Origin of the sequence: Methylosinus sp. sav-2, assembly GCF_004366495.1 — a bacterium.
GTDB lineage: Bacteria > Pseudomonadota > Alphaproteobacteria > Rhizobiales > Beijerinckiaceae > Methylosinus.
In genome coordinates this window covers 197,367-220,775 of the sequence record NZ_SOEJ01000001.1, presented here as the reverse complement: position 1 = coordinate 220,775, position 23,409 = coordinate 197,367, and the positions used below count along the sequence as shown (strand labels likewise).

Genomic DNA, 23,409 nt, shown 5'->3' with positions numbered 1-23,409 from the left:
AGCATTCGATGACGATGAAGCCTTATCTCTTCTTCTCCGGCCGCGCCGATGAAGCCATCGCCTTCTACCAAAAGGCGCTCGGCGCCGAGGTGAATTTCCTGCTGCGCTTCGACGAGAGTCCCGAGCCGCCGCCGCCCGGAGCGCTCGCGCCCGATTGGGGCGCGAAGATCATGCATTCCTGCCTTCGGATCGGCGATTCGGAAATTTTCCTATCGGATGGCTGCGGCACAGACGCCGCTCACTTCGAGGGCTTCGCCGTCTCGCTCGAGGCGAAGAACGCAGCGCAGGCAGAAGGCTTCTATGCCGCGCTCCTCGACGGCGGCGAAGCGCGCATGCCCTTGGGCGAGACCTTTTTCGCGACGAGCTTCGGCATGGCGGTCGATCGCTTCGGCGTGCTGTGGATGATAGTCGTCCCAAAATAACGGCGACGAGAGCGCTGGACGATTCGCGCCTGTTGACGAAACGCCTCGCGCGGACATGATCTCCCCCACGAAACGAGCGCCCTTCCGCGGCGCTCGCGGGGAGACATGTGATGACAATTCAACCCTATCTCATCTTCGATGGCCGCGCCGAGGAAGCCGCGGCCTTTTATGAGAAAGCGCTCGGGGCGCAGGTTCAGATGCTGATGCGCTACAAGGATTCGCCTCTGGCGCCGCCGGCGGACATGATGCCGCCGGGCTGGAACGCCAAGGTGATGCATATGGCGCTGCAGATCGGCGACGCCGTCGTCTTCGGCTCGGATGGCGACGGCGCCGAGAGCGGCGGCTTCAAAGGCTTCTCGCTCTCCTACGGCGCCAAGACCCTCGAGGAGGCCGAACGCGTCTTCGCGGCGCTCGCCGATGGCGGCGAGACGCAGATGCGCTTGACCAAGACCTTCTTCTCACCCGCTTTCGGCATACTCACCGATCGCTTCGGCGTTCCCTGGATGGTGGTCGTGCCGCAATGACGGCGCGCGGCGCCCGCGTGGAAGCGGGCGCCGCTCCGCCCCTTCACGAGGTTGGACATGTTGGAAATTATCGGCGCTGGCGTCGCCCTCATCATCGCCGTCATTCTCGTGCTGGCGGCGCGCCAGCCGGACGTCTGCCACATTGCGCGCTCCATCTTCGTCGCCGCGCCGCCGGAGCGCGTTTTCCCGCTCGTCGACGATCCGCGCGCCACCAATGAATGGAGTCCTTTCGTGAAGGACAAGAGCGTGAAGCTCTCCTATGCCGGCCCGGAGCGCGGCGTCGGCGCGGCCTGCGATTTCGAGGGCGATGCGAAAGTCGGCGCCGGACGCGTCGAGATCGTCGAATCCGTCGCGCCGTCGAAAGTGGTCGTCGCCTTGCGCATGGATCGGCCTATGAGATGCAGCAATCGTGTCGAATTCACCATTGCGCCGCAGGATGGCGGCTCGCTCGTCACCTGGGACATGAAGGGCCGCCAGCCCTTCCTCGGCAAGCTGTTCAGCCTCGTCATGAAGCCGGAGAAGATGGTCGGCGGCGCATTCGAGCAGGGCCTCTCCGATTTGAAGCGCCTCGTCGAGACGGCGCGCGAGGAGGCGGCGGAATGATGCGACGAAAACAGTCGTTCATTCCGTGAGCGCGACGGCGCGGCCTCAGACCGCCTGCGCGTATCTCTCGGCCTGCTCGAGATCGACGGAGACGAGCTGCGATATGCCCCGCTCGGCCTGCGTCACGCCGAACAGGCGATCCATGCGCGCCATTGTGATGGGATTATGCGTGATGGCGACGAAGCGCGTGTCGGTCTTCTTGCGCATATCCTCGAGCAGAGCGCAGAAGCGCTCGACATTGTAATCGTCGAGCGGCGCGTCCACCTCGTCGAGCACGCAGATCGGCGACGGATTGGTGAGGAAGACCGCGAAGATCAGCGACATTGCGGTCAGCGCCTGCTCGCCGCCGGAGAGCAGCGTCATCGTCTGCGGCTTCTTGCCCGGCGGGCGGGCGAGAATGTCAAGGCCGGCCTCCAGCGGATCGTCGCTCTCGATGAGCTGCAATTCCGCCGTGCCGCCGCCGAACAGCAGGCTGAACAGCTCCTTGAAATGCGCGTTCACCTGCTCGAAGGCGACGAGCAGGCGCTCGCGGCCTTCCTTGTTGAGGCTGGCGATGGCGCCGCGCAATTTCTTGATCGCCTCGGCGAGGTCTTCGCGCTCGGCCATCATCTTGTCGCGCTGCGTCTCGATCTCGCCGAGCTCCTCCTCGGCGCGCAGGTTCACCGCGCCCAATCTTTCGCGATCCGCCTTCAGCCCTTCCAGCTTGCGCTCTATGTCGGGAATGGCGGGCAGCTGCGTCTCCTCTCCGGTGACGCCGGCGAGCTCGGCGAGCGAATGCTCCTCGCTCTCCAATTCCATGGCGATGGCGTGCTCCACATCGGCCGAGCGGCGGCGCGCGGCCTCGAGCTGCGCCTCGCTGCGGGCTTTCTCCTCGCGCGCGGCGCTCATCGCCTCCAGCGCCATGCGGGCGGCGCGATCGGATTCCGCCTGCGCCGTCTCGCCGGTCGTGCGCGCATCGGCGGCGGCGCGGCGGGCGGCCTCGGCCTCCTCGATCGCCGAGAGAAGATTGCGGCGCTGGAGCAGGAAGGTCTCCGGCGAATCGATCAGCCGCTCCTGCTCGTCACGCGAATCCTCGAGGCGGCGCTCCAATTCCGATATGCGGTCCTGCGCGCGGTCGCGCCGCTCCATCCAGGAGGCGTTCTCGCGCAGGATCGCCGATTTGCGCGCGGCGCGCGTCTCGGCCTGATGGCGCAGCGAGGTGAGCGCGGCGCGCGCCTCGCCGGCCTGAGCGCGCTCGGCGGCGGCGCGGGAACGCACATGCTCCACCGCGCCGGCGAGCGAGGCTGGCTCGTCCAGCGCGTCCAGCGCACGCGCGGCGCCCTCGCGCTTCATCGCCGCCTCGTCGCGATTGGCGAGGATTTGCGCCTTGGCCTCCTCGAGCGCCGACAGGCGCTGCGCGATCTGGCCCAGGCGGCGCTCCGCCACGACATGGCGCTCGCGCGCTTCTTCCAGCGCGGCGCGGGCGCGGCGCTGACCCTCGCGGGCGGCGCTCTCGGCAAGGGCGGCAGCGCGCGCCTGCTCCTGCGCCGTCTGCGCCTCGTCGGCGAGCGCGTCGGCGGCCTCGCGGGCGGCTGCGGCCTCGAGGCGCAGATCGGCGAGGCGATTCTTCTCGGCCAAACGGCGGGCGGCCGGCGTCGGCGCCTCGGCGGCCTGGGTGAATCCGTCCCAGCGCCAGAGGTCGCCTTCCTTGGAGACGAGGCGCTGGCCAGGCTTCAGCATGGAGCGCAATGCTGCGCCCTCGCTGCGCAGCACGACGCCGATCTGCGCGAGGCGCCGCGCCAGCGCCGGCGGAGCCTGCACCATCTCGGCGAGCGTGCGCACGCCCGGCGGCAGCGAGGGATCGCCGGCGCCGGAGGTGAGCGCCCAATGGGCCGGGGCGGAGGTCTCGATGGAGGCGTCGAGATCGTCGCCGAGCGCGGCGCCGAGCGCGGTCTCATAGCCCTTCTCGACGCTGACGCTCTCCACGATCGGCGCCCAGAGATCGCCGCCGCCCGATTCGAGCAGCTTTTCCAGCGTGCGCGCCTCGGTCTCGAGACGTCCGGCGCGCTTCTCGGCCTCGGCCAGCGGCTGGCGCGATAGGCTCTCCGCCTCGCGCGCCTCGATCGCCGCCTCTTCGGCCATCAGAGCGGTCTCGTCGGCTTCGCGCGCCTGCTCGCTCGCCATTTCGAGCGATTCGGCGAGGCGCTCCACCTCCTCCGCCGCGCCGCCCTGGCCGGCGATCAGCGCGAATTCCGTCTCGACGCGGGTCAGCTCGGCCTCGAAACGCGAGACGCGCTGCGTCTCCTCGCGCAGCGCCGCCTCCAGCGCTCCGCGCTGGGCGTTGACGCCGGCCAGCGATTGCTGCGCCTCGGAGAGTTCGGCCTCGGTGCGGGCCAGCGCCTCCTCTATCTCGGCGAGACGCTCCCGCGCTTCCGCTTCGCGCTCGGCGCCGATGGCGTCCTGCTCGGCGAGCTCGCCGCGTTCGTCCTCGAGCCGCTGCGTCACCTCGGCGGCGTCGTCGATCAGCGCGCGCTCGCGCTCGACGTCGCGGGCGAATTGCTCCGCGTGGCGGGTCAGCTCGGCGATGCGCTCCTTGGCGCGCTTCTCTTCGCCGTCCAGCGCGTCGCGGGCCATGATCAGCCGATGTAGCGCCGCGCCGGCCTCGGCCTCCTTGTCGCGGAGCTTCGGCAGCTCGAAGGCGGCGATCGCCTGCAGTCGCGCGGCCTCGGCCTGCTGCAACGTGCGCTCCTCGACGAGCTTTAAATCCTCTTCCAGCTTGCGCTCGGCGAGCTTCAGCTGCTCGCTTGCCTGCCGATGCGCGATATAGGCGGCGAGCGCCTCATTCTTGCGGATTTCCGCCGCCACGGCGCGATAGCGCTGCGCCTGCCGCGCCTGGCGGCGCAGGCTCTCGGTCTGGCCGTCGACCTGTTTCAACACATCCTCGAGGCGGGTGAGATTATCGGCGGCCGCGGTCAGGCGCAGCTCGGCCTCGTGACGGCGGGAGTGGAGGCCGGCGACGCCGGCGGCGTCCTCCAAAATGCGGCGGCGCGCCTGCGGCTTGGCCGAGATGATCTCGCCGATCTGCCCCTGGCGCACCAGCGCCGGCGAGCGCGCGCCGGTGGCGGCGTCGGCGAACAGCAGCTGCACATCCTTGGCGCGCACCTCGCGGCCATTGATCCTATAGGTAGAGCCCGCCTCGCGCTCGATGCGGCGGGTGACTTCCAAAGTCTCGGCGTCGTTGAAAGCGGCCGGGGCGGTGCGGGAGCTATTGTCCAGCACGAGGCCGACTTCCGCGACATTGCGGGCCGGGCGCGAGCCGCCGCCGGAGAAGATGACGTCATCCATCCCCGAGCCGCGCATGTTTTTGTAGGAGCTTTCGCCCATGACCCAGCGCAGGGCCTCGACGAGATTGGACTTGCCACAGCCATTCGGCCCGACGACGCCGGTCAGGCCCGGCTCGATCAGAAAATCTGTGGCCTCGCAGAAGCTCTTGAAGCCGAGAAGTCGGAGCCGCTGGAATTTCATGCGCGCCAGAGCGCCACAAAATAGCGGGGAAGGCAAGAAATAGGGCGCGATATGTTGTGGGAATGCGCGGTTTCGCCCCCGCATCCCCGGTTGGCTTCGGTCAGGCGACATTCCTGGCGAGAGGCGCGTCCTCCTCTGCCCAAAAGCCGCCGCCGCGTCCCTTGCGCTTCATTCGGTAGAGGGCGGCGTCGGCGCAGGACACGAGCTGCTCGAGCCCGGCTCCGTCTCGCGGAGCCAAGGCGACGCCGATGCTGACGCCGATCTGAATTTTCCCTCCGAGGAGTTCGTAAGGCGCGCCGACCGCCTGGACGATGCGGCGCGCCAGAAGCTCCGCCTCGTCGGAGAGCTGGATCCCGAGCTGGATGACGACGAATTCGTCGCCTCCGAGGCGAGCGACAGTGTCTCCCTGGCGCACGGTCTGCGTCAGCCGTTCGGCGACGGCCCGGAGGAGGGCGTCTCCCGTGATATGGCCGAAACTGTCATTGACCTCTTTGAAGCGGTCGAGATCGAGATAATGGAGCGCGAACAGGCCGCCGGTCTGCTCGATGCGCGCGCCGGCCTCTTCCAGCTTCTCTTGCAGGAGAATGCGATTGGCGAGGCCCGTCAGATGGTCTCTGCCGGCCAGCGCCGCGAGATCCAGCTTCGCGATGATCTGCTGTCGCACCGTGTCATAGAAATCCTCGACCAGCCCGAGGCCGGCCAGAGCGAAAACGCCGACGACGACCGCCTGAGTGGCGAAGACCGTCTGCGCGTACCAGCCGTCTGCGGCGATCGCGCGCATGCCGAAACCCGCGACTGTCGGTATGGTCGCCAGAGCCACGCTCCCCCAGCAGAGCTGCGGGCGGGCGGACAGGCGGGTGACGACGCCCGCCCCATAGGCGAGGATCAGCGTCGTGACCAGCATCGGGCTCAATATGAGGTCGGACACGGCGGCCTCCACCGTGAGCGCCCGCGCGTCGAGCGCGCCGAGCAAGGCGGCGAAGGCGAAGCTGCCGACGGCGTAGCGCTGGTCCCATTGCCTGGCTTCGCTCGCCGTGGGGCGCGCGGCGGCCCGCCGGCGGCGATAGAGCAGCATGAGAGCGATGCGAGCGGCGGAGACGATCGCGCCGGCGAGGGTCACGAGCAAAAGCAGGCCGTCGCCTGTCCGGATTGTCAGCAGGGCGCCGATGCCGACCATGGTGACGCCCATGATGGCGATGGGAGGAAGAGCCCTGTAGACGACATCCACGAGCTCGATCAATGCAGCGTCCGGAAGCTCGTCCGAACGCCGCGAAAAGCGTTGCAGGTATTTGGTCAGCATGGATCGCTCGCGCCGTTTCATTGAGGATAGGCGCGACGACGAGCGAGAGCCAGAGCGCATGGCGCGGTTCTGCCCCTATAGGAAACAATCGCTTAAGCGTCGGAGCCGCCGAATGCGCAACCGCCGCTCTGGGTCTCGCGGAGAGGGGTCACGCCCCGGTGGTGATGAACTGCGCCTTGGCGAGCTCGGCGAACAGGCCGCCTTTCGCCACCAGTCCGTCGAAGGTCCCACTCTCGACGATCTCGCCGCGATCCAGCACCAATATGCGGTCCGCATGGCGCACCGTCGCCAGACGATGGGCGATGATGAAAGTGGTGCGGCCCGCCGTCGCCGCCTCCAGCGCTTTTTGCAACTGACGCTCTGTGGTCGCGTCCAGCGCGCTGGTCGCCTCGTCGAAAATCATGATCGGCGGGTCCTTCAGCAGCGCGCGCGCGATGGAGAGGCGCTGGCGCTCGCCGCCCGACAATGTGCGGCCGCGCTCGCCGACCAAGGTTGCAAGCCCGTCGCTCTGGCGCGCGACGAGATCGCGCGCCTGCGCCAGCTCCACTGCGCGGGCGATCTCCTCCTCGCTGGCGTCCGGCTTGCCGACGCGCAGATTCTCCTCGATCGAGCGGGCGAACAGCATAGGCTCCTGAAACACGACGCCTATGTTGCGGCGGAGCGAGGTCAGCGTCATGTCGCGAATGTCGACCCCGTCGATCGTCACCCGGCCCTGCGCCGGATCGAAGACGCGATGCAAGAGACCGAGCGTCGTCGATTTGCCCGAGCCGGTCGCGCCGACCAGCGCGATGGTCTCACCCTGCCGCGCCGAGAAGGAGACGTCGCGCAGCGCGAGACGCTCGCCGCCATAAGAAAAGCTCACATTCTCGAAAGCGACGGCGCCCGCGAGCCGGCCGAGATCGCGCGCATCCTCGCGATCAGCGACCGTCGGCCGCGTGTCGAGAATGGCGAAGAATTCGGCGATCTTGGGCGCGAGCAGAAACAGCACATTGAGGAAGCCGACCATTTGCTCGAGCCTGCCGATGAGCATGGTCGCGAAGCTCATGAAGGCGACGATCTCGCCGATGGAGGCGAGGCCCTGCAAATGCAGCCAGGCGCCGAGCAGAAAGATGACGAGCAGGGTGAGCGTCGCCGAGGCGCGGCTCGCTACCGCCGCCAGCGCCCACCAGGAGAGCACCGGAATTTGCGCGGCGAGCAATTCGTCGATGATCCGCCGCAGCGCATTGGTCTCGCTCTGCACGCGCGTGAAGCTCTGCACCACGGCGACATTGCCGAGCGCGTCGGAAGCGTGCTCGGCGAGCGAGGAATGGTGACGCTCCACCTTGCTCTGCAATTGCTCGGTGCGGCGCAGGACAAAGGAGGTGAGCGCGCCGAAGACGATGACGAGCACGATGAGCGGCAGAGCGAGCCGCCAATTGACGAAGAGCGTCGCCGGCAGCAGCACGAAGAGCGCGACGAAGGAGGCGCAATTCTCGCGGAAGAAGGAGAGCCACAGCCCCGCCATTCCCGAGGCGCCCTCCAGCATCACCTTCAGCAGCCGGCCGGAATGTGCGCCGGCGTGAAAGCTCGACGGCAGATCGAGCACATGCTCGAAATAGGCGGCCATGACCGCGAGCCGGCTTCTATGCGCGAGCCGATCGGCATGCAGCGCGACCAGCACAGACGCGGCGATGGAGAAGAGGCCGAAGCCGGCCCAGGCCGCCAGCAGCGGCACGAGATCGCCCCAGGCGAGCTTGACGCCCACCGCCTGCGCGCGCGTGAGCACGTCTATGACGCGGCCGAACAGCATGGGCTCGGCGAATTGCGCAATGGCCACGGCGAGATTGGCGACGACGAGGATCGTCGCGAGACGTTTCTGCGGCTTCAGCTGCGCGAGGACGCGGAGATAGACGGAGAGCACGGACATGAGACAACTAAATGGGAGAGGCGATGGCGCGGTCTATAGCGGGCGGGCCGGGGAGCGCAAGGTCGCGCGAGGCGAGAGCTTCGCGAATTCTCTCCGGCCACGCTTGTATTATCCGCCCGAATGCCCCACATACGTTCTATCGAGTTTTCGGCCGGTCGACTCCTGCTTCGCGCCTAACGGCGCCCCGGGCATTATGACTTCCTCTCCAGAACATCGATCAAGCGAGGCGTCGCATGTCGCGAACGCCTCAATCCCCCCTGTTCTTCGAAAGGACAAGTCATGCAGACCGGCATCGTGAAATGGTTCAATGCGCAAAAGGGTTTCGGCTTCATTCAGCCGGAGTCCGGCGGAGCCGACGTCTTCGTTCATATCAGCGCTGTCGAGCGCGCGGGCCTTAACGGCCTCGCCGAGGGCCAGAAGCTCTCCTATGAGATCGTCGTCGACCGGCGCAGCGGCAAATCATCGGCGGATCAGCTGAAGGTCGACTGACCTTAGCGATCAGGCCCTGCGCGCCGACCGCGGATGTACCGGCGGCGAGCGCGGGGTCTTCTCCCCCGGTGGAGGCGCGTCGTTCCTTCGCGGATCGGCGCGTCGCACTCCATCCGAAAGGGCCGACATTGTGAGCGCGCATTCGAATGAGCTCTCCCGCTATCAGCGGCTTCGCAAAGAAGCGCCGACGCATAAGTTTCGTCTCGGCGCGCAAATCTATCATCGCCTAGGCGCGCGAACGGAAAAAGAGACATTCCGGATCATGCGCCTGCTGCCCGACAGCGGCGCCGGATTCCAATATGTCATCAAAGGAGACCGGGACGGTCTCGAACGTGTCGTGACGGAAGCGGGAATGGAATTCGCCTGGTAATTTCTCGCTTCGGAGGGTTGTGCGCGTCGCTCGCGTCGTCTCGTCCACACGGCTGCGCGGCGGCGTCGTGATCGATTTTCGCGCCGAAAAGCGCGGACGACAGGGAGAAGAGCGATGAGCGCATTCGATTACGGCATGGAAGCCGGCCTTTTCTCATCCAAGACGCTCGCCAAGCGGTCGCGATCCTATCAGAACTCCGTCGAATTCCGGCGTTTCGCCCAGGCCGCGGAGGCGATTCGCTATGCTGTCGAGGATATGCCCGCCGCTTTGCTCGGAACCTGCTCGCTCGAGGTGGCCGAGGCGACCTATACGGGCGCGGCGATCCGCGGCTTGTATGAAAGCGCGGAATTTCCTCTGCCGCGGCGGATCGATGCGGCGGTGAAAAAATAGAATCGTTCAGATAGCGTGACGCGCGCGCCGCTGGAGCGCCGCGGCGCGACGCGATACATTCCCTCTCATGACCGCTCCATTGTTGCGCGACGATTGCGCGCTTTCGCTGCTTCCCCGGCCCGGCTCGCCGCCGGTGGAATGGGTCGTGGCTCCCGGTCTCACGCCTTATGAAGCCGCCGTCGCCGAGATGGAATCGCTGGTCGAGCGCATCGCCGATGGCGCCGCTCCCGAGCGCGTCCTTCTGCTCGAGCATCCGCCCGTCTACACCGCCGGAACCTCGGCCAAGGAGGCCGATCTGCTCGATGCGCGCTTTCCCGTGCATCGCACCGGGCGGGGCGGGCAGTTCACCTATCACGGGCCGGGACAGCGGGTCGCCTATGTGATGCTGGACCTCACGCGGCGAAAGCGCGATCTGCGCGCCTATGTGGCCGGGCTCGAGGCCTGGCTCATCGAAACGCTCGCTTCGCTCGGCGTCGCCGGCGAGCGGCGAGAGGATCGCGTCGGCGTATGGACGCGCCGGCCGGACAAGCCTGCGGGCCTTTTCGGCGAGCCGGCCGAGGACAAGATTGCGGCGATCGGCGTGCGCGTGCGGCGCTGGACGACGTTCCACGGATTGGCGCTCAATGTCGCGCCGGATCTCACGCATTTTTCCGGCATAGCGCCTTGCGGCGTGCGGCAGGCGCATCTTGGCGTGACGAGCCTCGCCGATCTCGGCAAGGTCTCCGATATGGCGGCGGTGGACGCGGCTTTGCGCCGCGCCTTCGAGCCCATATTCGGCGCGACGACGGCGCCTCAGTCTCCCGAGAGATGAGCGAAATCGCGAACCACGCGCTCATAGACGTCGCGCTTGAAAGGCACGATCAGCTGCGGCAATAGCGCCGCCCGCTCCCAGCGCCAGGCGTCGAATTCCGGCTCGTGCTGGCCGTCGCAGGGGCGCTCTATGTCGATCTCCGCCTCCTCGCCCTCGAAGCGGAAAGCGAACCATTTCTGCGTCTGGCCGCGATATTTGCCTTTCCAGCGCTTCGAGGCCTCGGGCGGCAGATCGTAGCTGTACCAATCCTGCGCCTCGGCGAGCACGGAGACGCTGGTCACATTGGTCTCCTCGTGCAATTCGCGCAGCGCGGCGGCGAGCGGCTCCTCGCCTGCGTCTATGCCGCCTTGCGGCATTTGCCATTCATGCTCGATCACCTGCGGATCGGCGCGCTTGGAGAGGCGCCGGCCGAGGAAGACGAGGCCTTTGGCGTTGATCAGCATGACGCCGACGCAGGGTCTGTAGGCCAGCTCGCTCATTTCCACTTTCCGGCTCTCGCCTCTTTGTCCTCGATCCGCGACGCCAGCGCGCTCAGCGGCACGAGCGCAATTCCCTTGCGCTCGAGCTCGCGCGCGAAACGTGCGAGGCGCGTCATCGTCTGCGGCAGCGCGCCGGCTGTGACGATCGCCTGACCATTGCGGCGCGCGAGCGCCTCGATCTGCGTCAGCGCCTTCTCCATCGCCTCGCCCGAGGCGCCGGCGTCGATCGCCACATCCGCCCGCGCCGCCGACAAGGCGAGACGCGGCGCGAGGGTCGCAACGAGCGAGCGCGGCGACGTGCCGTCGTCGAGAAAGAGCAGCCCGCGCCCGGCTATGTCGGTGAGCGTGGGCGTCAGCGCGGTCTCGTCGGCGGTGAATTGCGCGCCGAGATAATTCACCATGCCGATATAGCCCGAAAATCGGCTCATCAGCCAGTGCAGATCCTCGAGCCCGGCGCCGCGCGTCGTCAGCAGCGTATGCGGCCCGGGATTTTCGCGCGGATAATCATAAGGCTCCATCGGGGCCTGCAGCAAAATCTCGTGGCCGCGGTCGCGCGCCTTGGCGGCGACGCTCTCCGGATCGGCGCCATAGGGCGCGAGCGCCAGCGTGACGGCGCCGGGCAATTCGTCGATGGCGCTCGCCGTGAGCTGCGCATTGAGGCCGACGCCGCCGACGACGAGCGCGATGCGCGGCGCGCCAGCGGGCAGACGCGCGCTGATCGTCGCAGGGCGGGCGTAGACCTCCATCGGCTTCGCGCCATCGGCGCCGATCTTGGGCAGCGGGCCGCTGCGGCCTTTCTCCACCAGGCGCTTGTCCGGCGCCGGCGCGAGCGCCGTATGCTGCTCGTCGAGCCTTATGATGAGCGCGCCGGGAAGCTCGCCGCCGCCGACGCGCGTGACCTTGACGCCCGAGCGCTTTTCGATATCGGCGATCTCATCGGCGCGCTTGTCCGTTTCCGTGACCGACGCGCGCTCCATGGGAACGCTCGCCGGCGCCGGCGCCGGCGGCGGCTCGACCATTTCGATGCGCGCGACGGCGACGGGCTGGCCCGCCTGCGGATCGCGCAAGGACAGGAGAAGCGCGGCGCCGCCGGCTCCGCAGAGCAGCAATGCGGCGACGACGCTTTTCGTCCGCTTGCCGCGAGGGCGCGCCGGGCGTGGCTCCAGCGGCTCGTTCAAGCCCAATGGCTCGTTCAATTCGTCGGTCATTGCCCGCGGCGGGCTCCCTTTTGCGTCAGGCGCGAATCGGGGCGCCTCCCGGTCATTTTGAAATCACGAGACCGCCAGCGCCAGCGCCGCCTGCTGCTGCGTGGTCATGCCGGCGATCTGCGTCGTGGTGAAGGCGGCGATCTGATTGCCGTTGAGCGCCAGCAGCTCCGTCGTCGTCAACGCCGCTATGGCGGATGTGGTCAGCGCGGCCACCTGCGTCGTGGTGAGGCCGGTGAGCTGGAGCGCGTTGAAGGAGGCGATGACCGGGCCGTCGAGATTGGCGAGCTGCTGCGTGGTGAGCGCGCCGATCTGCGTCGAGGTCAGCGCGTTGAATTGCGTGGACGAGAGCGCGCCGATCTCGGTGGTGGTGAGATTGACGACCTGCGTCGTCGCCAGCGCGGAAATCTGCGATGTGGTGAGCGCGCCGACCTGCGTCGTCGTCAGCGCGCGCAATTGCGGGCGCAGCAGGCCGCCGAGCTGGGCGTTGGTCAGCGCCGCGATCTCCGTCGTCGTCACCGCCTGCATCTGCGCCGTCGTCAGCGCCGCGAATTGCGTGGATCGGAAGCCGGAAAATTGCGTCGTCGTCAGATCGGCGATCTGTGTCGCCGAGAGCCCGGAGATTCCGTCCGAGGAGACGGCGCCGATCTGCGTCTCGCTCAATGCGGAGAGCTGCGTCGTGGTGAGCGAGGCCGCCTGCGTCGCGGTGAGGCCGCCGAGCTCGGTCGCAGAGAGCAGAGCGATCAGCGTCGAGGTGAGGCTCGAGAATTGCGACGAGGTCAGGGCCGCTATGGCGGAGGCCGAGAGGCTGGCGAATTGCGTGGAGCTCAGCGAGGCGATTTCCGTCGTGCTGAGCCCGGCGACGGCGGTGGGCGAGAGAGCGGCGATCTGATCGGCCGAGAGCGCGGCCGATTGCGTGTCGGCGAGGGCGGCGATCTGCGTTTGGCTGAGTCCAGCGACGCCGGTCGTCGAGAGATAGGAGATTTGCGCCGCGCTCAAGGCCGTCAGCCGATCCGTGCCGAGCGCGGCGACCTGCGCCGAGGTCAGCCCGTAGATTTCCTGCGCGGTGAGAGTCTTCAGCTGCGACGTGGTGAGCGTGGCGAGCTGCGTGGTCGAGAGCGCGCCGATCTCGGTGGAGGTAAAGCTCTGCAATTGCGTCGTGGTGAGCGCGCCGAGCTCCGTCGTCGTCAGCCCGCCGACGCCGCTCGTCGACAGAGCGGCGATCTGCGCGGCGGTCAGCGCGGAGAATTGCGTGGCAGTGAGCGCGCCGACCTGCGTCTGCGTCAATCCGCCGACGCCCGTCGTCGCCAGCGCGGCGATCTGCGAAGCGGCCAGCAGGCCGAGCTGCGTCGCGGTGAGCGCCGCCACTTGCGTCGCGGCGAGGCCGCCGATCTGCGTGCTGGTCAACAGGCCGATCTGCGCCGTGGTGAGCGCCTGCACCTGCGTCGTCGTCAGCGCCGCCACGCCCGTGGAGGAGAAGCTGCGGAACTGCGTCGTCGTCAACGCGCCGATCTCGTCGCTGCTGAGCCCGGCGATGGCGGTGCTGGACAAAGCGGCGATCTGCGTCGAGGCGACGCTGGCGAGCTGCGTCGTCGTCAGCAGGCCGATCTGCGTGGCGGTGAGGCCGCCGATCGCCGTGCTGGTGAGATATTTGATCGCCGTGGTCGAGAGCGCGCCGATCCTGGTGGCGTCGAGCTGCGAGACTTCGGTGGAGGTCAGCCCGCGCGCCTGCGTCGCGGTGAGCGCGCCCACTTGCGTCGTGGTCAGCGCGGCGAGCTGCGCGCTGCTCAGCGCGGAAATCTGCGTCGCCGCCAGCGCGCCGAATTGCGTTGCGCTCAACGCCTGCACCTGCGTCGTCGTCAGCCCGCCGATCGCCGAAGTGGAGAGCGCCGCGATCTGCGTGGCGGCGAGCGCGTCGAATTGCGTCGCGGCGAGCGCCGCCGCCTGTGTCTGCGTCAGGCCTTGCAGCTCTTGCGTCGTCAGAGCGGCGATCTGCGTCGTCGCCAGCGCGGCGAGCTCGCTGGTCGTCAGCGCGCCGATCAGCGCCGCGGTGAGGCCGCGCAGCTGCGTCGTCGTCAACGCCTGCAGCTCGGTGAGCGTGAGGCCGGCGATCGTCGCGGTCGACAGGCCGGAGAGCTGAGTCGAGGTCAGCCGCGCGAGCTGATCGAGGCCGAAGGCGGCGATCTGCGTTGCGGAGAGCGCGCCGGCCTGAGTCGATGTGAGGGCGCCGATCTGCGTCGTGCTGAGCGCGGCAACCTCGGTGGTCGTCAGTGCGGCGACGGCGGTGGTGGTGAGCGCGGCGATCTGCGTGCCGGCGAGCGCGCCGAGCTGCGTCGTCGACAGCGCCGCCGCTTGAATGTCGGTGAGGCCGGCGAGCTCGGTCGTCGTCATCGCGACGAGCTGCGTCGTGGTGAGCGCGCCCAATTGGCCGAGCGTCAGCGCGCCGAGCTGACGCGCGGTGAAGCCGCGCAGCTGCGTGGTGGCGAGCGCGGAGACGACGCTGGTGGAAAGGCTGGCGACCGCATCCGCCGAAAGGCCCGCGATCTGCGTCGCGGCCAGCGCGGCGATCTGCGTCGCGGTGAGAGCGGCGAGCTGCGTGTCGACCAGCACGCTCATCTGCGCCGTGGTCAGCGCGCCGAGCTGCGTGGTGGTGAGAGAGGATATGTCGCTGGTCGATAATCCGCCGACGCCGGTCGTCGAAAGCGCGGCGAGCTGCGCCTTCTGCAATGCGGCGAGCTGCGCGATGGAGAAAGCGGCGATCTGCGCATCCGACATGGCGCGCATCTGCGTCGAGGTGAGCGCTGCGACCTGCGTCGTCGTCAGCATGGCGACATTGGCCGTCGACAGCGAGGCCACGGCGCTCGTCGCCAGCGCGGCTATCTGCGTGGTGGCGAGCGTCGCGAGCTGCGTCATCGACATGGCGGCGATCTGCGCCGCGCCGAGGCCGGACATGGCCGCGGCGGAGAGAGCCGCGATCTGCGTCGTGCTCAGCGCCGCGATTTGCGCATCCGACAGGGCAGCCGTCAGCAGCGCGCCGATCGCGCCGATCTGCGTCGTGGTGAGAGCGGCCACTGCGGTGGAGGTGAGGGCGCCGAAGCCGCTCGTCGAAAGCGCGGCGACTTGCGTCGAGGTGAGCGCGCCGAGCTGCGCGGCCGAGAGCGCGCCGACCTGCGTGTCGGCGAGCGCCTTGACCTGCGTCGAGGTGAGCGCCGTGACTTGCGTCATCGACAGCTCGGCGATCTGGCTCTGCCAGAATCCGCCGATCGACACGGCCGAGAGCGCCGCAACCTGCGTCGTGGTCAGCGTGTCGATCTGCGTCAGAGACAGCGCGGCGAGCTGCGTCGAGGTGAGAGCGGCGGCCTCGGTCGTGGTCAAGGCGCCGAGCTGCGTCGTGCTCAGCGTGGCGATCTGCCAATCGGCGAGAGCGCGCGTCTGCGCGGCCGTCAGAGCGGAGATTTGCGTCGTGGCGAGCGAAGCGATCTGCGCGCTGGTCAGCCCCGTGGCGGCGGTGGAGGTGAGCGCGGCGATCTGCGTCGTGGCGAAAGCGGCGAGCTGCGTCGTCGTCAGCGCGGCGACCTGCGTGTCGGCGAGGCCGGCGAAGGCGCGCGTCGGCATTGCGGCGATCTGCGTCGCGCTCAGCGCGGCGATCTGCGTCGTCTCCAGCGAATTGACCTCGGTCGCGGTGAGGCCGGCGAGCTGAGTGGTGGTGAAGCCGGCGATCTGCGTGGCGCTGAAAGCGTCGAATTGCGTCGTCGTCAGCCCAGCGATCTGCGCCGAGGTCAGGTTGGAGAGCTGGCTCGTGGAGAGATTGCCGAAGGCGGCGGAGCCGAGACCGGCGATCTGTACCGCCGAGAGCTGCGATATGGTCAGCGATTGGATCTGCGCCGTCGTCATATCGTCGAGCTGCGTCGTCGTCAGGCCGCGCGCCTGCGTCGAGGTGAGCGCTGCGAGCTGCGCGGTCGTCAGCCTGTCGATTGCGTCGGCCGAAAGTCCGCCGATCTGCGCCGAGGTGAGCGCCGCGGCCTGCGTGGTGGTGAGGCTCTGCAGCTCCGTCGTGGTCAGCAGATTGAGGAATGTGGTGGAGAGCGCCGACATTTGCGTCGAAGCGAGCGCGCCGACCTGCGTGACGCTCAATCCGCCGTCGTTGCTGGTGACGAGCGCGGCGATCTGCGCAGCAGTGAGATTGACAATGGCGAGCGACTGGATCGCCGTCGTCGTCATGGCGACGAGCTGCGTCGTCGTCAGGCTGCGCGCCTGCGTGGCGGCGAGCGCGGAAGTCTGCGTCGTCGTCAGATTGCCGATCTGCGTCGTCGTCAGTCCGGCGATCTGCCCGGCGGTCAGCCAATCGACCTGCGTCGTCGTCAGGCTCGCGATCATCGTCGCCGACAGCACGTTCAGCAGCGTCGTCGTCAGCGCGCGAATCTGCGTCGAGGACAGCGCGGCGAATTGCGTGGTGGAGAGATCGGAGAATGTGGTCGCGTCGATCGCCGCAAATTGCGCGGCGGCGAGCTCGGTGACGTCGAGCGATTGCAGCCCCGTCGTCGAAAGATCGGCGAGCTGCGTCGCCGTCAGCCCGCGCGCCTGCGTCGTCGTCAGCGCGACGAGGCGCGTCTCCGTCAGATTGGCGAGCGTCGTATCGGAGAGGCCGGCGATCTGCGCGGCGGAGAGGCCGGCAAATTGCGTCGTGGTGAGCGCGCCGAGCCGCGTCGTGGTGAGTCCGTTGAGCGTCGTCGTGGAGAGAGCGGCGATCTGCGTCGGGACCAGCGCCGCGACCTGCGCGTCGGAGAGATTGCCGACGCCGGTCGCGTTCATCCCGGCGATCTGCGCATTGGAGAGATTGGCGACAGTGAGCGATTGAATCTCGGTCGAGGTCATCGCCGCGAGCTGCGTCGTGGTGAGGGCGCGCGTCTGCGTGAGCGTCAGCGCCGAGAGCTGCGTCGTGGCGAACTCGCCGAGATCGGCAGTCGTCAGCGCCGCGATTTGCGTCGCGGCGACGCCGGCGAGCTGCGTCGCCGTCAAATTCTGCACCGCCGTCTGCGAGAGGCTGTCGAAAGCCGTGGTCGTCAGCGAGCCGATCTGCGTCGAGGACAGCGAGGCGAGCTGCGTCGTGGTGAGCGCGCCGAGCTCGGTTCCGTTCAGCGTGCGCGCCTGCGCCGCGCTCAGATTGCTCACCTGCAGCGCGATGATCTGATCGAGGCTGAGCGCATCGAGCTGCGTGGCGGTGAGGCCGCGCACCTGCGTCGAGGAGAGGCTGGCGATCTGCGTCGTGGTGAGGCGCGAGACCTCGGTCGTCGAGAGCGCGGCGATCTGCGCGGCGGTCAGCGCCTGCAGCCGCGTCGTGCTCAGGCTGCCGAGCTCGCTGGTGTCGAGCGCGTTGAGCTCCGTGCTGGTGAGCGCGGAAAGCTGCGTCGTGGTGAAGGAATCGAAATCGCTGGAGGCGAGCGCCGAAAACTGCGACAGATCGAGCCCGATCAACGCCGCCTTGGACAGAGAGGCGACCTGCGTCGTCACCAGCGCCTGAAGATTGGTGGTCGAGAGATTATTGAGCTGCGTCGCCGTCAGCACGGCGATCTGCGTCGTGTCGAGCGCCTCTATGTCCGAGGTGTCGAGCTGACGCATGATGGTCGTCGGCAGACGGGCGATCTGTGCTGTCGTCAGCGACGAGTAGACCGACGTCATGACTGGCTCCACTCCGCGCGCATGCTCTCTCCTGCCGGCGGAGGCGCGGCGGCGCGGCCGCGGCCGGCGCGATGATCTTTGCCGAGCGAGGCTTGCGTGGGGCTGGGCGTTTCCCGCCGCTCAGGAGGCGGGGGCGTCCCGCATGGTGGCGCGCGCGGCCCAGTCGAGATAGGCGGGATCGCCGGAGGCGATGTCGAGGCGGATGATCTCCGGGACCTCGTAAGGATGCGCGGCGCGAATGGCGGCGGCGAGCGCGTCATAATCCTGCGCGCGCGCTTTGGACTGCACCAGAAATTCGGCGTCGGCGCGCGTCTCGCCCTCCCACACGTAGAAGCTGCGGATGGGGAGTATCTGAACGCAGGCGGCGAGCTTGGCGGCGAGCAGGGCGCGGGCGAGGCGCTCAGCGCCCGCCTCGCTGTCGATCGTCGTCTGGACGACGCAGAATTTCGGCTCTTTCGCGCTCACGGGCGGGACTATGGGCGCGCCTTCGGGCGAAATCAACGCGGCGCCGGGGCGGGTCGGCGCTTTTCTTGCTGGGCCTAGCGCGGGCCGCCGCGAAGCTGCGGCGGGCATTCGGAGAAGCAAGGACATGTTCACCAGGGTCTGCAAGGAGGACACTGTTTTCGAAGGGGAAATGCGGCTCGTCATCGCAGATTCCCATTTCATCATCCTGGCCTTCGCCTTCGGCGGAGAGATCAAGGCCTTCCAGGGCGTGTGTCCGCACACCAATGCGCCGCTGGACACGGCCGATTTCGACGGCGAGGTGCTGACCTGCCCGCTCCATAATTGGACGTGGGATCTGCGCACCGGCGATCCGATCCATCCCCAGGAAAGCCGGCTCGCCGAATATCCGGTCAAGATCGAGGACGGCGTCGTCTATATAGATACGGAGGGCGTCACCCCCCTCTTCGCCGATCGCTGAGCGCGCGGCGGCAGGACCTCGATCGGCCTCGAATGCGGGAGCGAGCGAGGTGAGTTTCACAAGCGGTTGATCTCATTGCGCCGAACGCTAGGTGCGGTTCGGCGCGGACAGATCGACGAGATCGGCCGTGAGCGGGCGCGGGCGCATGGAGGGAAGATTCGGCTTTTGCCGAATCGGCAAAATTCTCTATGTTTCGCGCCGGATGCGTCTCTAGGCCACGAAGAGAGGTAGGAGATGAACCTGTCCGAACAGCCCCCCGTCGCCGAGGAGGCGTCGAACGGCGTCGAAGCCGTGAGCCTGGACGCGCAGCTCGAGGCGATGACCGCCGAGCGCGATCGTCACGCCAAGGACAAAATCGAGCTCATCACCAAGGCGAGCGCCTTGTCGAAGGAGCTGGAGACCGCCCGCGCCGAGCTGTCCGCCGCTGCGGAAGAGAAGGCGAAGGCCGTCGCGGCCGCTATCGCCGAGCATGAGGGCGTCGTCGCGCATCGCGATCGGCTGAGCGCCGAGCTGGACGCTCTGCGCGCCGAGCTCTCCGCCGCCCATGGCGCCAAGGAGAAAGCCGCCGTGCTGGCCGCGCAGGCGAGCGCCGAGATCGCCCATTTGAAGGACCGGCTCGCCGCCGCCGGCTCGCCCGATCCGCTCGTCGTGCTCGCCGATTATGCGCAGGAGAAGCTGAAGCTGGCCGTCGCCTGGACGCGCTCCAAAATCCCGGAGGGCCATGCGGCGCTGCCTTGGTTCGACCGTATCGTCGAGGGCGCGGCCACGGCCGGCCGGCTGAGCGCCGAGTTCCTGCGCTGGCTCGCGCCGCGTCTGGTCGAGGCCTATCAATGGGCCAAGCCCCGCGCGCTGGAGCTCTACGCCAAGGCGAAGAGCGAGATCGAGACCCGCTTGAAGCAGAGCTGAGCGTTTCGCCTCGAATTCAAAATGGCGCGCGTCCCTGCGATGTGCGCGCCATTTTCATTTTGCCGAGGCGCCGCGCAGCGCGCCTTTGGTCATGCCGATGGCGAAGACCGACGATTCTGCGAGCTTGCCCTTGTCGAGCTGCTCCAACGCGACTCGCCAATCGGAAAAGACCCGCCAGCCGATGGTGAAATGACCGAGCTCGGCGAGATAGAGCCGGCCGCCATGGAGGAAGGGAAGCCTCAGCGCCTTTCCATTTTCGTCGCCATATTGCGCAGGATCGTCGGGCTCGCCCGAGAAATCTGGGCCGGCCGCCTCTTCCATCTTCGCGAATTCCTCCGCCTGCGTCGCCGAGAGCCGAGCGAGCGCCGCCTTACGCGCGGCGAGCGGCTGCTTCTGTGCCGCCTCGACGAGGGAGAGCGCCTCTTTGCGCAAAGCCTCGCAATCGGCGCCGGCGCAATGCTCCTCCCATTGGTTGTAGGTCGCATGCTCGGCGAATTTCGGCGCGAATTCGAAATGCGCCGTGCAGGCCGGACCGAAGCGACCTGCGCGCCAGGGCTTGACCGCGACATAAGAGGAGAGCGACGGCGAATAATCGTGGCCCTCTTCAAAGGCGACTGGAGCGCCATCGAGCTTGCCGAAGTCGGGGGAAGCGCCGCAGCCCTCCTCGCCGCCGTCCGGCTCCGCGGCTTTGCGCGCAGCGCCGCCGGAAACGCTGAAATAGATCGCCGAATAGCAATGCATCGTCCCCTCGGTGACGCCGGCGGCGTAATAGGCCTCGCCGGGGAGCCGATCGATGACGAGCCGCGTATGGGCGCCCAGCGCGACGATTTCGGCGGCGAGCGTATCTGGAAAGACGAAAGGCTGCGGTTCCGCCTTCGCCCAGGCGGCGAGCTTGGCGCGCGTGACGTCGTCGATATTGGCCGCCGGCGCGGCGACCATGACGCCGGCGTCCGGCGCGGCGGCGAGCACCTGCAATGGGCTCTCGGCATAGAAGGATTCTTTGTAGGGCGCCTCTGGGTCCTTCGCGAGGAGGGCGGCGTAACGATCGGCGAGCTTGCGGCAGATCGCGCTGGTCTCCGGCGCGGCGGGCGCCGCTTTCAGCGCGGCGAGCCGGGCCTCATAGGCGGCGGCGAGGCAGGCGAGCGCCTTCGCCCGCGCCTCTCCACGAAGCTCCCCCGCCGGCAGGGCGCATAGGCGATCGCGCTCGCTGAGCCATTTGCGCGCCTCGCCGAGCTTTTCGGCCCGATGCGCCGGATCGGCCGCGAGGCTGCGCTTCACCTCCGCGCCCAATTCGCCATCCAGCGCGCCGAGCCGGCGATCGGCGCAGACGAGACGCTCCACCGCCGTCGTCGCCTTGGCGCAGTCGAAGCTCTGGGCGAGGGCCGAAAAAGAAGGGATGGAAAGAGCGAGAGAAAGCAAAAGCCGGAATTGGACCCGGATCATGGCGGCGCCTGACGTCTCGGGGAGCGGGGGCGCGAGAGGAGCAGAGCCCGCCCGCTCCTGTCAAATCCGCTTCCCTTCCCACCCCGGCGCTGCTATCCCCGCCGCATGACGACGCGCAAAATCGACAATATCCGCAATTTCTCCATCGTCGCGCATATCGACCACGGCAAGTCGACGCTCGCCGACCGGCTGATCCAGGCGACGGGGACCGTCGCCGCGCGCGATATGGTCGAGCAGGTGCTCGATTCGATGGATATCGAGCGCGAGCGCGGCATCACCATCAAGGCGCAGACGGTGCGCCTCGACTATAAGGCCCAGGACGGCAAGGATTACGTCCTGAACCTCATGGACACGCCCGGCCATGTCGATTTCGCCTATGAGGTCTCGCGCTCGCTGAAGGCCTGCGAAGGCTCGCTGCTCGTCGTCGACGCCAGCCAGGGCGTCGAGGCGCAGACGCTCGCCAATGTCTATCAGGCGCTCGACGCCGGTCACGAGATCGTGCCCGTTCTGAACAAGATCGATCTGCCGGCGGCGGAGCCCGACCGCATCCGGCAACAGATCGAGGACGTCATCGGCCTCGACGCCGCCGACGCCGTGCTCATTTCCGCCAAGACCGGCATCGGCATTCCCGATGTGCTGGAGGCGATCGTCACCCGCCTGCCGCCGCCCCAGGGCGACGATGAGGCGCCCCTCAAGGCGATGCTGGTCGATTCTTGGTACGACGCCTATCTCGGCGTCGTCGTGCTGGTGCGCGTCATCGACGGGCGCATGCGCAAGGGGCAGAAGATTCTCATGATGGGCACCAACGCCCATTACGAGGTCGACAAGATCGGCGTGTTCAAGCCGAAGATGCAGGATGTCGCCTCGCTCGGGCCGGGCGAGGTCGGCTTCATCACCGCGCAGATCAAGCAGGTCGCCGACACGCGCGTCGGCGACACCATCACCGAAGACAAAAAGCAATGCGCGGAGCCGCTGCCGGGCTTCAAGCCGGCGCAGCCGGTGGTGTTCTGCGGCCTCTTCCCGGTGGACGCCGCCGATTTCGAGGATTTGCGCGCCGCCATCGGCAAGCTGCGCCTCAATGACGCGAGCTTTTCCTATGAGATGGAGACCTCCGCCGCGCTCGGCTTCGGCTTCCGCTGCGGCTTCTTGGGGCTGCTGCATCTCGAGATCATTCAGGAGCGTCTGCGCCGCGAGTTCGATCTCGATCTCATCGCGACGGCGCCTTCGGTCGTCTATAAGATCAAGCTGACCAACGGCGAGGAGATCGAGCTGCACAATCCGGCCGATATGCCGGATGTGGTGAAGATCGACGAGATTCTCGAGCCCTGGATCCGCGCGACGATCATGACGCCGGACGATTATCTCGGCGCGGTGCTGAAGCTCTGTCAGGATCGGCGCGGCGTGCAGGTCGATCTCAATTATGTCGGCAAGCGCGCCATGGCGGTCTATGACCTGCCGCTCAACGAAGTGGTGTTCGACTTCTACGATCGCTTGAAGTCGATCTCCAAGGGCTACGCCAGCTTCGACTATCACATCACCGATTATCGCGTCGGCGATCTCGTGAAGATGAGCATATTGGTGAACGCCGAGCCGGTGGATGCGCTCTCCATGCTGGTGCATCGCACGCGCGCCGATTCGCGCGGTCGGCAAATGTGCGAGAAGCTCAAGGAGCTGATCCCGCCGCATATGTTCCAAGTGCCGATTCAGGCGGCGATCGGCGGCAAGATCATCGCCCGCGAGACGGTGCGCGCCTTCCGCAAGGATGTGACGGCCAAGTGCTACGGCGGCGACGCCACCCGCAAGCGCAAGCTGCTCGAGAAGCAGAAGGAAGGCAAGAAGAAGATGCGCCAGTTCGGCCGCGTGGAGATTCCGCAGGAGGCGTTTATCGCTGCGCTGAAGATGGAGGATTAGGGCGCCGTCCCGGACGCGCCCCGTCGAGGGAGAAGGTCGATGACGGCGCTGTCTGTTCCATTTCGCTCGGCTCTGATTTCCGCTCTTCTCACGCTCGCCGCTCCTGCCGCCGCCGCGCCACTCTGCGCATCGGGCGCGAGTTCCGCCCCGCGCGCGGCTCCCGCCTCCCTCGCGCCGGCGATCCGCCGCGCTTTCGGCCTCTCTGGAGACATTGGCGGAGCCTATTACCGCTGCTCGGGCGGGCGGACGCTCGCCTGCGTGACCGGCGCCAATCTCCCCTGCTTCAAGGCGAACAGATCGCGCGCTCTGCCCGGCGCCGCGCAATATTGCCGCGAGAATCCGGGTTCCGACTTCATCCCCATGGCCGCGACCGGCCATGACACGATCTACGAATGGAAATGCGCGGGCAAAAAGGCGCGGCCGGGAAAGCAGGTCGCCCCGCTGGATGCGGAAGGCTATTTCGCGGAGAATTGGAAGCCGGTGGAGTGAGCGGGCGAAATCGCCGGCCGGCCCCCCTCCTTCATCCCGGCCGAATATCCCTCTGT

19 protein-coding genes are annotated in these 23,409 nt (G+C 67.6%); 11 read left to right on the top strand and 8 right to left on the bottom strand.

Going from position 1 to position 23,409, the window contains the following annotated elements; translation table 11 throughout:
• The first annotated feature begins 8 nt into the window (after positions 1–8).
• The 3 genes from EDE12_RS00995 to EDE12_RS00985 all read left to right on the top strand — a co-directional run bounded on the left by EDE12_RS00995 (position 9) and on the right by EDE12_RS00985 (position 1,549).
• Positions 9–422: a VOC family protein gene (locus tag EDE12_RS00995; protein WP_024878429.1), complete on the top strand. Its 414-nt coding sequence runs from the start codon at positions 9–11 to the stop codon at positions 420–422.
• Between the two features lie 110 nt (positions 423–532).
• Positions 533–946, top strand: coding sequence for a VOC family protein (locus tag EDE12_RS00990; RefSeq protein WP_024878430.1), 414 nt, complete (start codon positions 533–535; stop codon positions 944–946).
• A 57-nt stretch (positions 947–1,003) separates the two neighbouring features.
• Positions 1,004–1,549 (top strand): SRPBCC family protein, encoded by a 546-nt coding sequence (locus EDE12_RS00985; RefSeq protein WP_024878431.1) that lies wholly within the window; start codon positions 1,004–1,006, stop codon positions 1,547–1,549.
• 45 nt (positions 1,550–1,594) lie between these two features.
• On the opposite strand, the gene smc is transcribed toward EDE12_RS00985, so the two are convergent.
• From smc to EDE12_RS00970, 3 genes are all read right to left on the bottom strand, one after another.
• The gene (gene smc, locus EDE12_RS00980) at positions 1,595–5,053 is read right to left on the bottom strand and encodes a chromosome segregation protein SMC (RefSeq protein WP_024878432.1); all 3,459 of its coding nucleotides are present in this window, start codon (positions 5,051–5,053) and stop codon (positions 1,595–1,597) included.
• Positions 5,054–5,153: 100 nt separating this feature from the next.
• On the bottom strand, positions 5,154–6,353 hold the full coding sequence (locus tag EDE12_RS00975) for a GGDEF domain-containing protein (RefSeq protein ID WP_036292089.1): 1,200 nt from the start codon (positions 6,351–6,353) through the stop codon (positions 5,154–5,156).
• Positions 6,354–6,501: 148 nt separating this feature from the next.
• Positions 6,502–8,259, bottom strand: a complete 1,758-nt coding sequence (locus EDE12_RS00970) for a glucan ABC transporter ATP-binding protein/ permease (RefSeq protein WP_026599975.1) — start codon at positions 8,257–8,259, stop codon at positions 6,502–6,504.
• A gap of 279 nt (positions 8,260–8,538) precedes the next feature.
• On the opposite strand from EDE12_RS00970, the gene EDE12_RS00965 reads away from it, so the two are divergent.
• The 4 genes from EDE12_RS00965 to lipB all read left to right on the top strand — a co-directional run bounded on the left by EDE12_RS00965 (position 8,539) and on the right by lipB (position 10,319).
• Positions 8,539–8,748, top strand: a complete 210-nt coding sequence (locus EDE12_RS00965) for a cold-shock protein (RefSeq protein ID WP_024878435.1) — start codon at positions 8,539–8,541, stop codon at positions 8,746–8,748.
• Between the two features lie 130 nt (positions 8,749–8,878).
• Positions 8,879–9,118 (top strand): hypothetical protein, encoded by a 240-nt coding sequence (locus tag EDE12_RS00960; protein ID WP_024878436.1) that lies wholly within the window; start codon positions 8,879–8,881, stop codon positions 9,116–9,118.
• A gap of 114 nt (positions 9,119–9,232) precedes the next feature.
• The gene (locus EDE12_RS00955; protein WP_024878437.1) at positions 9,233–9,508 is read left to right on the top strand and encodes a hypothetical protein; all 276 of its coding nucleotides are present in this window, start codon (positions 9,233–9,235) and stop codon (positions 9,506–9,508) included.
• Between the two features lie 67 nt (positions 9,509–9,575).
• On the top strand, positions 9,576–10,319 hold the full coding sequence (lipB, locus tag EDE12_RS00950) for a lipoyl(octanoyl) transferase LipB (RefSeq protein WP_036291334.1): 744 nt from the start codon (positions 9,576–9,578) through the stop codon (positions 10,317–10,319).
• Here the strand turns inward: lipB and EDE12_RS00945 are convergent.
• From EDE12_RS00945 to cutA, 4 genes are all read right to left on the bottom strand, one after another.
• Positions 10,301–10,798, bottom strand: a complete 498-nt coding sequence (locus tag EDE12_RS00945; RefSeq protein WP_024878439.1) for an RNA pyrophosphohydrolase — start codon at positions 10,796–10,798, stop codon at positions 10,301–10,303. The genes lipB and EDE12_RS00945 overlap by 19 nt on opposite strands.
• Complete coding sequence (locus EDE12_RS00940) at positions 10,795–12,006, bottom strand: divergent polysaccharide deacetylase family protein (RefSeq protein ID WP_026599977.1); 1,212 nt, start codon at positions 12,004–12,006, stop codon at positions 10,795–10,797. The genes EDE12_RS00945 and EDE12_RS00940 overlap by 4 nt, the downstream gene beginning before the upstream one ends.
• A gap of 63 nt (positions 12,007–12,069) precedes the next feature.
• The gene (locus tag EDE12_RS00935) at positions 12,070–17,682 is read right to left on the bottom strand and encodes a hypothetical protein (protein ID WP_026599978.1); all 5,613 of its coding nucleotides are present in this window, start codon (positions 17,680–17,682) and stop codon (positions 12,070–12,072) included.
• Positions 17,683–17,802: 120 nt separating this feature from the next.
• Positions 17,803–18,147, bottom strand: a complete 345-nt coding sequence (gene cutA / locus EDE12_RS00930; protein ID WP_026599979.1) for a divalent cation tolerance protein CutA — start codon at positions 18,145–18,147, stop codon at positions 17,803–17,805.
• 124 nt (positions 18,148–18,271) lie between these two features.
• Here cutA and EDE12_RS00925 point away from each other — a divergent pair, with 124 nt between their 5' ends.
• Together EDE12_RS00925 and EDE12_RS00920 are read left to right on the top strand one after the other, a co-directional pair.
• On the top strand, positions 18,272–18,604 hold the full coding sequence (locus EDE12_RS00925) for a Rieske 2Fe-2S domain-containing protein (protein WP_024878443.1): 333 nt from the start codon (positions 18,272–18,274) through the stop codon (positions 18,602–18,604).
• A gap of 234 nt (positions 18,605–18,838) precedes the next feature.
• Entirely contained in the window at positions 18,839–19,510 is a 672-nt protein-coding gene (locus EDE12_RS00920; RefSeq protein WP_026599980.1) for a hypothetical protein, read from the top strand.
• A gap of 54 nt (positions 19,511–19,564) precedes the next feature.
• On the opposite strand, the gene EDE12_RS00915 is transcribed toward EDE12_RS00920, so the two are convergent.
• Positions 19,565–20,953 (bottom strand): hypothetical protein, encoded by a 1,389-nt coding sequence (locus tag EDE12_RS00915; RefSeq protein ID WP_026599981.1) that lies wholly within the window; start codon positions 20,951–20,953, stop codon positions 19,565–19,567.
• 105 nt (positions 20,954–21,058) lie between these two features.
• On the opposite strand from EDE12_RS00915, the gene lepA reads away from it, so the two are divergent.
• Both lepA and EDE12_RS00905 read left to right on the top strand, forming a co-directional pair.
• Positions 21,059–22,864, top strand: coding sequence for a translation elongation factor 4 (gene lepA, locus EDE12_RS00910; RefSeq protein ID WP_026599982.1), 1,806 nt, complete (start codon positions 21,059–21,061; stop codon positions 22,862–22,864).
• A gap of 39 nt (positions 22,865–22,903) precedes the next feature.
• Entirely contained in the window at positions 22,904–23,353 is a 450-nt protein-coding gene (locus tag EDE12_RS00905) for a hypothetical protein (RefSeq protein ID WP_024878447.1), read from the top strand.
• The last annotated feature ends 56 nt before the right edge of the window (positions 23,354–23,409 follow it).